The sequence below is a fragment of the Pseudomonas sp. S44 genome (assembly GCF_016624805.1).
Classification (GTDB): domain Bacteria; phylum Pseudomonadota; class Gammaproteobacteria; order Pseudomonadales; family Pseudomonadaceae; genus Aquipseudomonas; species Aquipseudomonas machongensis.
Window position 1 is genome coordinate 33,654 of the sequence record NZ_JACVTY010000032.1, and the last position, 15,594, is coordinate 49,247.

Below are 15,594 nucleotides of genomic sequence, written 5' to 3' on the forward strand. Positions count from 1 at the left end.
ATGTCGAAGTTCTTTATCGATCGCCCGATCTTCGCCTGGGTGATCGCCTTGGTGATCATGCTGGTCGGGGCCTTGTCGATCCTGAAACTGCCGATCAACCAGTACCCCAGCATCGCGCCGCCGGCCATCGCCATCGCCGTGACCTACCCGGGCGCCTCGGCGCAGACCGTGCAGGACACCGTGGTACAGGTCATCGAGCAGCAGCTCAACGGTATCGACAACCTGCGCTACGTGTCTTCGGAAAGTAACTCCGACGGCAGCATGACCATCACCGCTACCTTCGAGCAGGGTACCAACGCCGACACCGCGCAGGTGCAGGTGCAGAACAAGCTCAACCTGGCCACCCCGCTGCTGCCGCAGGAAGTGCAGCAGCAAGGTATCCGTGTCACCAAGGCAGTGAAGAACTTCCTGCTGGTGATCGGCCTGGTGTCCGAAGATGGCAGCATGACCAAGGACGACCTGGCGAACTACATCGTCTCCAACATGCAGGACCCGATCTCGCGGACTGCCGGCGTGGGTGACTTCCAGGTGTTCGGTGCCCAGTACGCCATGCGTATCTGGCTCGATCCGGCCAAGCTCAACAAGTTCCAGTTGACCCCGGTTGATGTACGTACCGCCGTCACTGCGCAGAACGTGCAGGTTTCTTCCGGCCAGCTCGGTGGCCTGCCAGCGATGCCGGGTACCCAGCTCAACGCCACCATCATCGGCAAGACTCGCCTGCAGACCGCCGAGCAGTTCGAGAAGATCCTGCTCAAGGTCAACAGCGATGGCTCGCAGGTGCGCCTGCGTGACGTCGCCAAGGTCGGGCTGGGCGGCGAGAACTACGCGGTCAGCGCACAGTTCAACGGCAAGCCGGCATCGGGCCTGGCGGTCAAGCTGGCAACCGGCGCCAACGCCCTGGATACCGCCAAGGCTTTGCGCAAGACCATCAGCGACCTCGAGCCGTTCTTCCCGCCCGGGGTCAAGGCAGTGTTCCCGTATGACACCACGCCAGTGGTCACCGAATCGATCAGCGGGGTAATCCACACCCTGATCGAAGCCGTGGTCCTGGTGTTCCTGGTGATGTACCTGTTCCTGCAGAACTTCCGCGCCACCATCATCACCACCATGACCGTTCCGGTGGTGTTGCTGGGCACCTTCGGCATCCTTGCCGCCGCAGGCTTCAGCATCAACACCCTGACCATGTTCGCAATGGTCCTGGCCATCGGCCTGCTGGTGGACGATGCCATCGTCGTCGTGGAAAACGTCGAGCGGGTGATGTCCGAAGAAGGGCTGCCCCCCAAGGAAGCGACCAAGCGCTCGATGCAGCAGATTCAGGGCGCACTGGTGGGTATTGCCCTGGTGCTTTCGGCGGTACTGCTGCCGATGGCCTTCTTCGGCGGCTCCACCGGCGTGATCTACCGCCAGTTCTCGATCACCATCGTATCGGCCATGGGCCTGTCGGTGCTGGTGGCACTGATCTTCACCCCGGCGCTGTGCGCGACCATGCTCAAGCCGTTGAAGAAGGGTGAGCACCACACGGCCAAGGGCGGCTTCTTCGGCTGGTTCAACCGTAACTTCGACCGCAGCGTAAAGGGCTACGAGCGCAGTGTCGGTACCATCCTGCGCAACAAGATCCCGTTCCTGCTGGCCTATGCGCTGATCGTGGTGGGCATGATCTGGCTGTTCACTCGCATCCCCACCGCGTTCCTGCCTGAAGAAGACCAGGGCGTGCTCTTCGCCCAGGTGCAGACCCCGGCCGGTTCCAGTGCCGAACGCACCCAGGTGGTCGTCGACAAGATGCGCGAATACCTTCTCAAGGACGAAGCCGACACCGTGTCGTCGGTGTTCACCGTGACCGGTTTCAACTTCGCCGGTCGTGGCCAGAGCTCGGGCATGGCGTTCATCATGCTCAAACCTTGGGGCGAGCGTTCGGCCGAGAACAGCGTGTTCAATCTCTCGACCCGCGCCCAGCAGCACTTCTTCAGCTTCCGCGATGCGATGGTGTTCGCCTTCGCACCGCCAGCAGTGCTCGAACTGGGTAACGCCACCGGCTTCGACGTGTTCCTCCAGGACCGTGCCGGCGTCGGCCACGAGAAGCTCATGGAAGCGCGCAACCAGTTCCTGGCCAAGGCCTCGCAGAGCAAGATCCTCTCCGCCGTGCGCCCCAACGGCCTGAACGACGAGCCGCAGTACCAGCTGATCGTCGACGATGAGCGCGCCAGTGCCCTGGGCGTCACCATTGCCGACATCAACAACACCCTGTCGATCGCGCTGGGTGGCAGCTACGTCAACGACTTCATCGATCGTGGCCGGGTCAAGAAGGTGTACATCCAGGGCGACTCCAGTGCCCGCATGAGCCCCGAAGACCTGCAGAAGTGGTACGTGCGCAACGGCCAGGGCGAGATGGTGCCGTTCTCCTCCTTCGCCTCCGGTGAATGGACCTACGGCTCGCCGAAGCTGTCGCGTTACAACGGCGTGGAAGCAGTCGAGATCCTCGGTGCCCCGGCGCCTGGCTACAGTACCGGTGAGGCCATGGCCGAGGTCGAACGCATCGTCGGCGAACTGCCGTCGGGCATCGGCTACTCCTGGACCGGCATGTCCTACGAGGAGAAGCTCTCCGGTTCGCAGATGCCGGCGCTGTTCGCCCTTTCGCTGCTGTTCGTGTTCCTCTGCCTGGCAGCGCTGTACGAAAGCTGGTCGATCCCGATCGCCGTCGTGCTGGTGGTGCCGCTGGGTATCATCGGTGCACTGATCGCCACCAGCATGCGCGGGCTGTCGAATGACGTGTACTTCCTCGTCGGCCTGCTGACGACCATCGGCCTGGCGGCGAAGAACGCCATCCTGATCGTCGAGTTCGCCAAAGAGCTGCACGAACAGGGCAAGAGCCTGTTCGATGCGACGATCGAGGCGTGCCGCATGCGTCTGCGCCCGATCATCATGACCTCTCTGGCATTCATCCTCGGCGTGGTACCGTTGACCATCGCCAGCGGCGCAGGCTCTGGCAGCCAGCACGCGATCGGCACCGGGGTGATCGGCGGCATGATCAGTGCGACTGTGCTGGCGATCTTCTGGGTACCGCTGTTCTTCGTAGCAGTGTCGTCGCTGTTCGGCAGCAAAGAGCCGCACACCGACGCCACCCCTGAAACTCCACGTAATGAGGCTGGGCAATGACCAAGTCTTTGTTGTCCCTGGCGGTAACCGCTTTCATTCTCGGCGGCTGCTCGCTTATTCCTGACTACCAGACCCCGGAAGCGCCGGTGGCCGCGCAGTGGCCGCAAGGCCCTGCGTACTCGCCGACCCAGTCGGCAGACGTGGCCGCCGCCGAACAGGGCTGGCGCCAGTTCTTCCACGACCCGGCGCTGCAGAAGCTGATCCAGACCTCGCTGGTCAACAACCGCGACCTGCGTGTGGCCGCGTTGAACATCGATGCCTACCGTGCGCAGTACCGCATCCAGCGCGCCGACCTGTTCCCGGCGGTCTCGGCCACCGGCAGCGGCAGCCGTCAGCGGGTTCCGGGCAACCTGTCGCAGACCGGCGAAGCGAACATCACCAGCCAGTACTCGGCAACGTTGGGCGTCAGCGCCTATGAGCTGGACCTGTTCGGCCGCGTCCGCAGCCTGAGTGAACAGGCACTGGAGACCTACCTGTCCAGCGAGCAGGCACGTCGCTCCACGCAGATCAGCCTGGTGGCCAGCGTGGCCAACGCCTACTACACCTGGCAGGCCGACCAGGCGCTGCTGAAGCTGACCGAAGAAACGCTCAAGACCTACGAAGAAAGCTACAACCTGACCCGCCGCAGCAACGAGGTCGGCGTGGCCTCCGCACTTGACCTGAGCCAGGCGCGCACCGCTGTCGAAGGCGCGCGGGTCAAGCTGTCGCAGTACCAGCGCCTGGTGGCGCAGGACCTGAACAGCCTGACCGTGCTGCTGGGCACCGGTGTACCGGCGGACCTGCCGGCCTCGCTGAAGCTCGACGCCGACCAACTGGCCGACGTGCCAGCGGGCCTGCCGTCCGACCTGCTGCAGCGGCGTCCGGACATCCAGGAAGCCGAACACCTGCTCAAAGCTGCCAACGCCAACATCGGCGCAGCCCGCGCGGCGTTCTTCCCGAGCATCAGCCTGACCGCCAACGCCGGCACCCTGAGCCCGGACATGGGCGGGCTGTTCAAGGGTGGTTCGGGGACCTGGCTGTTCCAACCGCAGATCAACCTGCCGATCTTCAACGCCGGCAGCCTGCGCGCCAGCCTGGACTACTCGAAGATCCAGAAGGACATCAACGTCGCCAAGTACGAAAAGACCATCCAGACCGCCTTCCAGGAAGTCTCCGATGGCCTGGCGGCGCGCAAGACCTTCGAAGAGCAGTTGCAGGCCCAGCGTGACCTGGTTGCCGCCAACCAGGATTACTACCGTCTGGCTGAGCGTCGCTACCGCATCGGTATCGACAGCAACCTGACCTTCCTCGACGCCCAGCGCAACCTGTTCAGTGCCCAGCAGGCGCTGATCAGCGATCGCCTGTCGCAGCTGACCAGCGAGGTCAACCTGTACAAGGCGCTCGGCGGTGGCTGGTACGAGCAGACCGGACAGGCCAACCAGCAGGCTTCGGTGGACTCGCCCAAAGGCTGAGTGATCCGGCAAAAGCATCAAGCCCACCCTCGCGGTGGGCTTTTTGTTTTCCGGCAACAACACCCCGCCTCACACAATGCGTTCGATTATCGCCCCGTTCCACTTCCGACGAATTGCTCGCCGCAGCTCCGATCACGCACCATCCTTCACGCAACGTTGCACAAGTTCATCAATAAAGCGTCGACCTGCAGCCTCCGGCCGCAGCGCTCCGACTCGCCCATAAAAACAAGAGATCCACGACAGATGAGCATTTTGCAACCCGCACGCCCCCTGCTGCCGGGCCTTCTGGCCATGTCCTGCGCCCTCCCCGCCCTCGCCGCCGACGGCGGCTTCCTGGAAGACGCCAAGGCCACCCTCAACCTGCGAAACTTCTACATCAACCGCAACTTCGTCGACCCTGCCAAGGCCCAGGGCAAGGCCGAGGAATGGACGCAAAGCTTCATCCTCGACGCGCGTTCCGGGTTCACCCAGGGCACCGTCGGCTTTGGCGTCGATGTGCTGGGGCTGTATTCGGTCAAGCTCGATGGCGGCAAGGGGACGGCCGGCACGCAGCTGCTGCCGGTGCACGACGATGGTCGCCCCGCCGACGACTTCGGCCGCCTGGGTGCCGCGCTCAAGGCCAGGATTTCACAGACCGAGCTCAAGGTCGGCGAATGGATGCCGGTACTGCCGATCCTGCGCTCTGACGATGGTCGTTCGCTGCCGCAGACCTTCCGCGGCGGCCAGATCACCTCCAGGGAGATCGCCGGGCTGACCCTGTACGCCGGCCAGTTCCGTGGCAACAGCCCGCGCAACGACGCCAGCATGGAGGACATGGCGCTGTTCAGCCGCCCGGGCTTCACCTCCGACCGCTTCAACTTTGCAGGGGGTGAGTACAGCTTCAACGACAAGCGCACCCTGGTCGGGGTGTGGGACGCCCAGCTCAAGGATATCTACCGCCAGCAGTACTTCAACCTGGTGCACAGCCAGCCCTTGGGCGACTGGACCCTGGGGGCGAACCTGGGTTACTTCATCGGCAAGGAAGACGGCGCCGAGCGTGCCGGCAAGCTGGACAACCGCACCGCCTCGGCCATGCTTTCGGCGCGCTATCAGGGTCATACGTTCTATGTCGGCCTGCAGAAGGTCGGCGGCGATGACGAGTGGATGCGAGTCAACGGCACCAGCGGCGGCACCTTGGCCAACGACAGCTACAACGCCAGCTTCGAGAATGCCAAGGAACGCTCCTGGCAACTGCGCCACGATTTCAACTTCGCCACCGTCGGCATCCCCGGGCTGACCCTGATGAACCGCTACATCAAGGGGGACAACGTGCATGTCGGCAGCATCACCGATGGCAAGGAGTGGGCGCGCGAGAGCGAACTGGCGTACGTGATCCAGTCCGGTACGTTCAAGGACCTGTCGGTGAAATGGCGCAACTCCACCATGCGCAGGGACTTCAGCACCAACGCCTTCGACGAGAACAGGCTGATCGTGAGTTATCCGTTCAGCCTGTTGTGAAAGTCGCGCCGCGCTTGGGGGGCGGGCTTACCCGCCCCTATAAATAACAAAAACAGCTAAACAACTAACTAAACCATCGTTGACGGAATAAGTAACAAGGTCTAAAACGAGCCCTCTCTACTCCGCAGAATCTCGATATGGACCTTCGCCAACTGCGCTATTTCATCGCCCTCACCGAGTACCGCAGCTTCGTCCGCGCTGCCGAAGCCATGGGCATTACCCAGCCCGCGTTCAGTCGCGCCATCCAGGGCCTGGAGCAGGAGTTCGGCTGCGCCCTGGTCGATCGCGGCAACAAGGCGCTGCAACCAACCCCCGAAGGCCAGGTGGTGCTGCAACATGCCCGGCGCCTGGTTCAGGGGGCCGCACAACTGAGCAACGACGTGCTGCAGATGACCAAGCTCGACGCCGGCGAACTGCATTTCGGCAGCGGCCCAGCCCTGGCTGCACGACTGGTACCCGACGCCCTGCAGCAGTTCATCACCCAGCATCCGGGGATTCGCACCGAGCTGCTGGTGGACAATGCCGAACGCCTGGGCCAGGCCCTGCGCCGCGAGCAGATCGAGTTCTTCGTCGACGATATCCGCCCCTTCGAGGCCGACCCCAACTTCCACACCGAGCCCCTCAACCCGCGCCCGGGCCTGTTCTTCTGCCGCCCCGGCCATCCGCTGCTAGCCAAGGACAGCCTGTCGACCAACGACCTGTTCGCCTACCCCCTGGCCAGCGCCCTGCTCACCCCCGGTGTACGCAAGCGCCTGGCCAATCTCAGCGGACGCAGCGACTTCATCCCACACCTGCAGACCGAACACCTGGCAGTGCTGCGCAGCGTGGTGCTGGCCAGCGATACTCTCGGCAGCGCCAGCGAGGAAGCCGTGGCCGAGGACCTGGCCGCGGGGCGCCTGGTACGCCTGCACTGGCGCAACCTGCCGCCGGGGCTGGAAGTGCTGAGCGTGCGTTGCGGGGTGATCAGCCGCAGCGGCTATCGCCTGTCACCGGCAGCACGGGCGATGATCGATACCTTGGTCAGCCTGGATGCGCGGCCATCTCCCGCAGCCTCGGCGCATCGAGGATCAGCACTTCGCCATAGCCCAGTTGCACCACCCCCGCCTGCTCCAGCGCCTTGAGGATCTGGTTGATGGTCTGGCGCGACAGGGACAGCATCAGCGCCAGTTGCTCCTGCGACAATTGCAGGCGCCATTGGGCAACATCGCGCTCGCCATAGCCTTCGGCGATCTGCAACAGCCGATGGGCCACACGCGGCCCCGCGGCCAGCAAGTGCTGCTGCTCAAGCGCGACGAACACCCAGCGCAGCTTGTGGCTCATCAGCAAAGCCAGGTCGCGCCAGTGCTGCGGATGCTGCGCCAACCAGTCGAGCAGCGCGGCCTGAGGGATCCACAACAGCTGCGTGACACCTTCGGCAAAGGCATCGTGGGTGCGTGGCTGGCCATCGAACAAGCTGATCTCGCCGAACCAGTAAGGCGGCTCGACCAACGTCAACAGCGCTTCCTTGCCCTCACGGCTGACCGCACCGACGCGCATGGCGCCCTCCAGCACCGCATACAAACCGCAGGGCGGATCACCACGCTGGAACAGGCACTGTCCGGCCGCCAGCTCACGTGAACGCGCCAATGCCAGCAGGCTATCCTGAACCTGAGCGGGCAACTGCCGAAACCACTGGCCGTGGCTCAACTGCGCACGCCAGGCTTGGGGGTTGTCCATGACACCTCTTCTGAACGGACTCTGTCGGCCAGGCGACAGACGACGGCGGATGAACGGGGCAAGCTGTCGCTACCCCTGATGGAGGAACAACAATGAAAAACCTCGTCGAACACCTGAGTCAATACGCGGCCTATCATCGCGACCCGCGCAACATCGCCACGCACTTCGTCGGCATTCCGTTGATCGTGCTGGCGGTCAGCATCCTGCTGTCACGACCCGGCTGGCCTGTCGCCGGCATCTGGCTGTCGCCAGCGCTGCTGGTGGCGGCAGCGTCGGTGTGGTTCTACCTGCGCCTGGACCTGCGCTTCGGGCTGGTGATGGGCGTGTTGCTGGGGCTGTGCCTGTGGGCAGGCGAATGGCTGGCGCTGCAAAGCACCGGGCTGTGGCTGAGTGCCGGGCTCGGGGCCTTCGTGCTGGGCTGGATCATCCAGTTCGTCGGGCATGCCTACGAGGGCAGGAAACCCGCCTTCGTCGACGATGTCAGCGGCTTGATCATCGGGCCACTGTTCGTGGTTGCAGAACTGGCGTTCATGCTTGGGCTGTGTGCCGGGCTGAGGCAGCAGGTGGAAGCCAACGCCGGGCCGGTAGCGGTGCGCGGGAAGAAGGCGGCGGTGTAGATGCTGGAACAGTGCTGAATTCTTCGCGGGCTTGCCCGCGAAGAATTCGGTGGGGATCTATGGCCTAGGCCCGCGACTCGACCCCAAGCTCATCCCACACCGACTCGGCCAGGTGGAAGGTCGCATTGGCCGCCGGGATCCCGCAATAGATCGCGCTCTGCATGATCACTTCCTTGATCTCCTCGCGGGTCACGCCATTGTTGGCCGCCGCGCGCAGGTGCAACTTGAGTTCCTCGTTGCGGTTCATGCCGATCAACATGGCGATGGTGATCAGGCTGCGGGTGTGGCGTGGCAACCCCGGGCGGGTCCAGATATCGCCCCAGGCGTGGCGCGTGATCATCTCCTGGAACTCGCCATTGAAGTCGTTGAGTTTCTCCAGGCTGCGGTCCACATGGGCATCGCCCAGCACCGCACGACGCACCTGCATGCCAGCGTCGTAACGTTGTTTCTCATCCATGGCGTACTCCTCAGCGGGCCAACAGGAAATCGAGCACGCGACGGCTGAACGCCTCGCCGACCTCGACATTGGACAGATGCGCAGCCAGGAAGCCGGTGTACTCGGCGCCTGCCACATGCTCTTGGATGTACAGGCCACCCGAGGGCGGCGTCACCGCATCGGCCTCCCCGGAAATCACCAGCAGCGGCGCGCTGATCACTCCCAACTGATCGCGGAAATCGGCATCGCGCACCGCTCCGCAGTTGGCGGCATAGCCCTGTGGCGAAGTGGTTGCGAGCATGTCGGTGATGCGCTTGACCTGATCCGCGTGCTCGCTCGACCACGCCGGGGTGAACCAGCGTTCGATGGACGCATCACGCAACCCACGCATGGCCTCGGCGCCGTCGCGCAAGACCATTTCGATGCGCGGATTCCAGGTTTCAGGCGATCCGATCTTCGCCGCCGTGTTGCACACCACCAGACGCTGCAAACGCTCACCTGCATTGATGCCGAGCCACTGACCGATCAGGCCGCCCATCGACAACCCACAGAAATGCGCGCGCTCGATCTGCAGAGCATCCAGCAGCGCCAGCACATCACGCCCCAGTTGTTCGATGCTGTACGGCCCTTCGGTGACCAGCGAATCGCCATGACCGCGCGTGTCGTAGCGCAGTACTCGAAAGTGTTCGGTCCACAGCGGCATCTGGGTATCCCACATGTGCAGGTTGGTGCCCAGCGAGTTGGACAGCACCAGCACGGGGGCGTGCTCGGGGCCTTCGAGTTGGTAGTTCAATACGCCATCGGCCAGTTGCAAATGCGCCACAGCGGTCTCCTTCAAGCAGTGAAACGTTGATGTTCGGCCACAGCACGCGCCACCCAGACGCGGGCCTGGCCGAGGTAATGGGCAGGGTCGAGCAACTGGTCGAGCGCTTCGCCAGACAGCTGTTCGGTGACCTGTGGCTCGTCGCCGAGCACGGCACGCAGGTGGCGCTGTTCGGCCACCGCGCGCTGGCAGCATTGCTCCAGCAGGTGATGGGCCTTGTCGCGCCCCAGACGCTGGGCCAGCACGATGCTCACCGCTTCGGCCAGCACCAGGCCTTGAGTCAGTTCAAGGTTGCGGCGCATGCGCTCGGCGTCCACCTCCATGCCCTCGGCGATCAGTTGTGCCTGGCGCAGGGCGCCGGAGACCAGGCAGCAGATGTCTGGCAGGGTCTCCCATTCGGCATGCCACAGGCCCAGGCTACGCTCGTGCTCCTGGGGCATGGCGGCGAACAGCGTCGACAGCAGCCCCGGCACGCGGGTCGCGGCGCCGATCAGCACCGCTGCACCCACAGGGTTGCGCTTGTGCGGCATGGTCGAAGAGCCGCCCTTGCCCGGCGCAGCAGGCTCGAACACCTCGCCAGCCTCGGTCTGCATCAACAGGCTGATATCGCGACCGAATTTGCCCAGGCTGCCGGCAATCAGGCCCAGTACCGAGGCGAACTCCACCAGGCGGTCGCGCTGGGTGTGCCAGGGCTGCTCGGGCAAGGCGAGGCCAAGTTGTGCCGCCAGCGCCTCGGCCACTGGCAACGCCTTGCTGCCCAGCGCCGCAAGGCTGCCAGAGGCACCCCCGAATTGCAGGCACAACAGGCGCGGACGCAGCTCCTGCAAGCGCTGGCGGTGTCGGGTCAACGCCCCGAGCATACCGGCCAGCTTCATGCCCAGCGTCACAGGCGTGGCGTGCTGCAGCCAGGTGCGCCCCACCAGCGGCGTGTCGGCATGCAGCAAAGCCTGGCGTGCGAGGGTGTCGGCGAGCTTTTCCAGATCTGCCTCGATCAACCCCAGGGCAGCACGCAGTTGCAGAACCAGGCCAGTGTCCATCGCATCCTGGCTGGTAGCCCCCAGGTGCACATAACGCTCGGCCTCCGGCACGCCACTGGCAACCACCTTGCCCAGTGCCTTGACCAGCGGGATCGCCGAGTTGCCAGCCACCGCAATGGCCTGCGCCAACGCTTGCACGTCATAGCGCTCGGCCTTGCATGCCGCCTCGATGGCTGCCACCGCGGTGTGCGGCACCAGCCCTGCGTCAGCCTCGGCGTGCGCCAGGGCAGCCTCGAAGTCGAGCATGCCCTGCAGGCGGCCATGGTCGCTGAACACCTCGCGCATGGCCGGGGCGGTGAAGTAGGCATCGAACAGTTGGTTGCTCATGCAACGTCCTTAGTGATCATGGTGCAGGTACGCCGCCTGCTTGGGCAGGCGCAGGCTGAACAGGAAGGCCACCGCCATCATGGCGGTCACGTACCAGTAGAAAGTGTTCTCCATCCCCAGCGTCTTCAAGCCCAGGGCGACGTATTCGGCCGAACCGCCGAAGACCGCGTTGGCCACGGCATAGGCCAGGCCCACACCCAAGGCACGCACCTGAGGTGGGAACATCTCGGCCTTCACCAGGCCGCTGATGGAGGTATAGAAACTGACGATGCACAGCGCGAGGGTCACCAGCACGAAGGCCATGAACGGGCTGGTCACGGTCTTGAGCGCCATCAGCAACGGCACGGTGAACAGAGTGCCCAGCGCGCCGAACAACAGCATCGAGTTACGTCGGCCGATACGGTCGGACAACATGCCGAACAGTGGCTGCAGGATCATGAACAGGAACAACGCGCCAGTCATCACGAAGCTGGCGCTCTTGGCGTTCATGCCGGCCGTGTTGACCAGGTACTTCTGCATGTAGGTGGTGAAGGTGTAGAAGATCAACGAACCGCCAGCGGTATAGCCCAGCACCGTGATGAAGGCTGCGGCGTGGTTGCGGAACAGGCCACTGACGCTGCCGGCATCTTTATCCTGGCGAGTCTCGGCACTGCTGGTCTCTTTCAGCGATCGGCGCAGCATCAGCGAAATCAGCGCGGCGACGGCGCCGACCACGAACGGAATGCGCCAGCCCCAGGCGCGCAGTTCTTCTTCAGTGAGCAATTGCTGCAGGATCACCACCACCAGCACCGCCAGCAACTGGCCGCCGATCAGGGTGACGTACTGGAACGAGGCGAAGAATCCACGCTGGCCGCGCAGGGCCACCTCACTCATGTAGGTCGCGGTGGTGCCGTACTCACCGCCGACCGACAGGCCCTGGACCAGTCGCGCAAACAGCAGCAGCGCCGGAGCCCAGGTACCGATGCTCGAATAGGTCGGCAGGCAGGCGATCAGCAACGAGCCTGCGCACATCATCAACACCGAGATCATCAACGAGTTCTTGCGCCCGTGACGGTCGGCCAGACGGCCGAAAATCCAGCCACCGATAGGGCGCATCAGAAAGCCTGCGGCGAACACCCCGGCCGTGTTGAGCAACTGCACCGTGGGGTCGTCGGAGGGGAAGAACGCCGGGGCGAAGTAAATGGCGCAGAAGGCATAGACATAGAAGTCGAACCACTCCACCAGGTTGCCGGAAGAAGCCCCGACGATGGCGAAGATACGGCTTTTACGCTCCTCGCCCGTGTAATGGATTGCGGTCATGGCGTGCTTACTCCTCGAGGGTTACCATCAATTCTAGACATACCCGGTAACACTCTCGTTCCGCTTGGGGGCTGACCATTAGCCTTATGTCTTGCAGGTCCGGCCTCTTCGCGGGCAAGCCCGCTCCCACAGGATGGCGTGAGCGGCTTGCCCACGAAGAGGACGGCACAGGTCAAACCCGCTCGATGGCCAGCGCCAACCCCTGCCCCACGCCGACACACATGGTTGCCAGGCCCTTGCGCCCGCCGCTCTTTTCCAGTTGGTGCAGCGCCGTCAGCACCAGCCGCGCGCCGCTCATGCCCAGCGGATGCCCCAGGGCGATCGCTCCGCCATTGGGGTTGACCTGTGGCGCATCGTCCGCCACGCCCAGCTCGCGCAGCACCGCCAGGCCCTGGCTGGCAAAGGCTTCGTTGAGTTCGATCACATCGAAATCAGCCACGGCGATACCCAGGCGCTCGGTGAGCTTGCGCACCGCAGGCACGGGGCCTATGCCCATCACCCGCGGCGCCACGCCGGCACTGGCCATGCCCAGGACACGGGCACGTGGGGTCAGGCCGTGTTTCTTCACCGCATCGGCCGATGCCAGGATCAGCGCCGCGGCGCCATCGTTCACACCCGACGCATTGCCAGCAGTGACGGTCTTGTCCGCGCCATTGACCGGTTTGAGCCGGGCCAACGCTTCCAGGGTGGTGTCCGGGCGCAGGTGTTCATCCTGCTCGACCAGGGTTTCGCCCTTCTTGTGGACGATACGCACCGGCACGATCTCTTCGGCGAAGAAACCTGCTGCCTGGGCGGCGGCGGCCTTCTGCTGGCTGCGCAGGGCGAAGGCATCCTGGTCGGCACGCGAGACCCGCTGATCGTCGGCAACGTTGTCGGCAGTCTCAGGCATGGCATCGACACCGTACTGCGCCTTCATCAACGGGTTGATGAAGCGCCAGCCGATGGTGGTGTCTTCAAGCTTCATGCTGCGCGAGTAGCCACTCTCGGCCTTGCCCATCACGAACGGCGCGCGAGACATCGACTCGACGCCACCGGCGATGGCCAGCTCCATCTCGCCACTGGCGATGGCGCGAAACGCCGTGCCGACCGCATCCATGCCCGAAGCGCAGAGGCGGTTGAGGGTCACGCCGGGAATGCTCTCGGGCAGGCCAGCCAGCAGCAGCGCCATGCGCGCGACGTTGCGGTTATCCTCGCCGGCCTGGTTGGCGCAGCCGAGAAACACTTCGTCGAGCTGATCCCAGCGAACCTGCGGGTTGCGCTCGACCAGCGCCTTGAGCGGCACCGCCGCCAGGTCGTCGGCGCGCACACCAGCCAAGGCGCCGCCGAAACGGCCAATCGGGGTACGGATCGCGTCGCAGATGAATACGTCACGCATCAGGCTTCTCCTGCGCTCTGGCCATGGGCTGCTGCAGTACGGGCTTCAAGATCACGCAGAGCGGTCAATTCTGTCTCGCTCGGCTCGGCGGTGGCCTGCACGTCATCGGCAAAGCGAATCGCCCAGCCGGTGGCGGCGACGATCTGTTCGCGGGTCACGCCCGGATGGATCGAGGTAACGACGAATTCGTGGGTGCCGACTTCCGGCTCCATGATGCACAGGTCGGTGATGATGCCCACCGGCCCCTCGCCGGGCAGGCCCAGGCGCTTGCGCGAATCGCCGCCCTCGCCGTGCCCGACCGAGGTGATGAAGTCGAGCTTGTCGACGAAAGCGCGCGGCGACTGCTTCAGAATGATCAGCACCTGCTTGGCGGAGCCTGCGATCTCTGGCGCACCGCCCGCGCCCGGCAGGCGAGTCTTGGGCGCGTGGTAGTCACCGACCACGGTGGTGTTGATGTTGCCGAAGCGGTCGACCTGGGCGGCGCCGAGGAAGCCCACATCGATACGACCGCCCTGCAGCCAATAGCGGAAGATCTCGCCGGTCGGCACCACGGTGTCAGCGGTCTCGGCCAACTCGCCATCGCCGATCGACAGCGGCAGCACACTCGGTTTGGCACCGATCGGGCCAGACTCATAGATCAGCACCACGTCAGGCGACGAGGTCAGGCGCGCCAGGTTGGCGGCCTTGGACGGCAGGCCGATCCCCACGAAGCAGACGGCGCCGTTACGCAGGCGACGGGCCGCGGCCACGGTCATCATTTCGGAGGTGGAGTAGCTCATTGTTCAGCCTCCAGCTTGCGCTTGAATTCGGTGAAGTCGGTGGTACCGCGGATGTAGGTGTCGATCCAGGCCGTGAAGGATTCGCGGTTGCGCGCGATCGGGTCCCAGGCCTGGTAGAAGCGGTTGTCGCGCTCGTAGTAGCCATGGGCGTAGGACGGGTGCGCGCCGCCCGGTACCAGGCACACTGCGCTGAGCGCCCAGGTCGGCAGTACGCAGGCGTTCATCGGCGCTTGCAGGTCGTCGACGATTTCCTCGACTGTGACGATGCAGCGCTTGGCGGCCAGGGCCGCTTCCTTCTGCACCCCGAGGATGCCCCACAGCAGCACGTTGCCCTTGCGGTCGGCTTTCTGCGCGTGGATCACGGTGACATCCGGGCGAACCGAAGGCACGGCAGCCAGCACTTCGCCCGTGAACGGGCAAGTGACCGACTTGATCAGCGGGTTGACCTTGGGCAGGTCGGAGCCGGCGTAGGCACGCAATACCGCGAACGGCAGGCCGGAGGCGCCGGCAACGTAGGCGTTGGCCAGGTCGGCATGGCTGTGCTCTTCGATCTCGATCGCGTGCGGCCATTGTTTCTCCACGGCGTCGCGCAGGCGATGCAGCGAGCCGACCCCAGGGTTGCCACCCCACGAGAAGATCAGTTTGCGCGCACAACCGGCACCGATCAGTTGGTCGTAGATCAGGTCCGGCGTCATGCGCACCAGCGTGAGGTCGCGTTTGCCCTGGCGGATGATTTCGTGACCGGCGGCGGTTGGAATCAGGTGGGTGAAACCTTCGAGGGCAACGCTGTCGCCGTCGTGGACGAACTGCTTCACGGCATCATGAAGCGAGAGGATTGCTGCCATTGGAGACTCCTGGTCAGGCTGAGTCGGGTTTGAGTGCAGCGTCGCTGCGATGGGCTCAGATTAAGGAGACCGGGGGTGGGGAAACAATCCGATAATCGACCTTTTGTGCGGTTATCGAACGGTTTGAATGCGTTACCGATGATGACGGGTGGCGACCTTTTCGCAGGCAAGCCCGCTCCCACAAGGGAGTAACTGTCTTGCTCAAAATCTAAAGGCCAGCCCAATCCCTCGACTGCCCC

At 64.2% G+C, this 15,594-nt stretch carries 13 protein-coding genes; 5 read left to right on the forward strand and 8 right to left on the reverse strand.

The annotated features are described in order from the left end of the window. The 4 genes from ttgB (at position 1) to IAE40_RS21025 (ending at position 7,222) form a co-directional block, all read left to right on the forward strand. Complete coding sequence (gene ttgB, locus IAE40_RS21010) at positions 1–3,153, forward strand: multidrug efflux RND transporter permease subunit TtgB (protein ID WP_054894499.1); 3,153 nt, start codon at positions 1–3, stop codon at positions 3,151–3,153. Next, positions 3,150–4,604, forward strand: coding sequence for an AdeC/AdeK/OprM family multidrug efflux complex outer membrane factor (locus tag IAE40_RS21015; protein WP_063545955.1), 1,455 nt, complete (start codon positions 3,150–3,152; stop codon positions 4,602–4,604). The genes ttgB and IAE40_RS21015 overlap by 4 nt, the downstream gene beginning before the upstream one ends. A gap of 291 nt (positions 4,605–4,895) precedes the next feature. Continuing rightward, positions 4,896–6,101 (forward strand): OprD family porin, encoded by a 1,206-nt coding sequence (locus IAE40_RS21020; RefSeq protein WP_442798253.1) that lies wholly within the window; start codon positions 4,896–4,898, stop codon positions 6,099–6,101. A gap of 137 nt (positions 6,102–6,238) precedes the next feature. Then, entirely contained in the window at positions 6,239–7,222 is a 984-nt protein-coding gene (locus IAE40_RS21025) for a LysR family transcriptional regulator (protein WP_112899049.1), read from the forward strand. Here the strand turns inward: IAE40_RS21025 and IAE40_RS21030 are convergent. Next, positions 7,122–7,817 (reverse strand): Crp/Fnr family transcriptional regulator, encoded by a 696-nt coding sequence (locus tag IAE40_RS21030; RefSeq protein ID WP_054894503.1) that lies wholly within the window; start codon positions 7,815–7,817, stop codon positions 7,122–7,124. The genes IAE40_RS21025 and IAE40_RS21030 overlap by 101 nt on opposite strands. A 92-nt stretch (positions 7,818–7,909) precedes the next feature. Between IAE40_RS21030 and IAE40_RS21035 the strand changes: the two genes are divergently transcribed. Continuing rightward, positions 7,910–8,434, forward strand: coding sequence for an Mpo1 family 2-hydroxy fatty acid dioxygenase (locus tag IAE40_RS21035; protein WP_054894504.1), 525 nt, complete (start codon positions 7,910–7,912; stop codon positions 8,432–8,434). 64 nt (positions 8,435–8,498) lie between these two features. Here the strand turns inward: IAE40_RS21035 and pcaC are convergent, their stop codons facing one another. The 7 genes from pcaC to IAE40_RS21070 all read right to left on the reverse strand — a co-directional run bounded on the left by pcaC (position 8,499) and on the right by IAE40_RS21070 (position 15,355). Then, complete coding sequence (gene pcaC, locus IAE40_RS21040) at positions 8,499–8,891, reverse strand: 4-carboxymuconolactone decarboxylase (protein ID WP_112899050.1); 393 nt, start codon at positions 8,889–8,891, stop codon at positions 8,499–8,501. 10 nt (positions 8,892–8,901) lie between these two features. Beyond that, the gene (gene pcaD / locus IAE40_RS21045; RefSeq protein WP_200603803.1) at positions 8,902–9,693 is read right to left on the reverse strand and encodes a 3-oxoadipate enol-lactonase; all 792 of its coding nucleotides are present in this window, start codon (positions 9,691–9,693) and stop codon (positions 8,902–8,904) included. Positions 9,694–9,704: 11 nt separating this feature from the next. Next, positions 9,705–11,057 (reverse strand): 3-carboxy-cis,cis-muconate cycloisomerase, encoded by a 1,353-nt coding sequence (locus tag IAE40_RS21050; RefSeq protein ID WP_200603804.1) that lies wholly within the window; start codon positions 11,055–11,057, stop codon positions 9,705–9,707. 9 nt (positions 11,058–11,066) lie between these two features. Beyond that, positions 11,067–12,356: an MFS family transporter gene (locus IAE40_RS21055; RefSeq protein WP_054893781.1), complete on the reverse strand. Its 1,290-nt coding sequence runs from the start codon at positions 12,354–12,356 to the stop codon at positions 11,067–11,069. Between the two features lie 172 nt (positions 12,357–12,528). Further along, entirely contained in the window at positions 12,529–13,734 is a 1,206-nt protein-coding gene (pcaF, locus tag IAE40_RS21060) for a 3-oxoadipyl-CoA thiolase (protein ID WP_197891932.1), read from the reverse strand. After that, a complete protein-coding gene (locus tag IAE40_RS21065; protein WP_054893783.1) occupies positions 13,731–14,510 on the reverse strand; it encodes a CoA-transferase subunit beta in 780 nt (259 codons plus the stop codon). The genes pcaF and IAE40_RS21065 overlap by 4 nt, the downstream gene beginning before the upstream one ends. Beyond that, positions 14,507–15,355 (reverse strand): CoA transferase subunit A, encoded by an 849-nt coding sequence (locus IAE40_RS21070; protein WP_054893784.1) that lies wholly within the window; start codon positions 15,353–15,355, stop codon positions 14,507–14,509. Before IAE40_RS21070 ends, IAE40_RS21065 begins: the two co-directional genes overlap by 4 nt. Positions 15,356–15,594 lie beyond the last annotated feature (239 nt).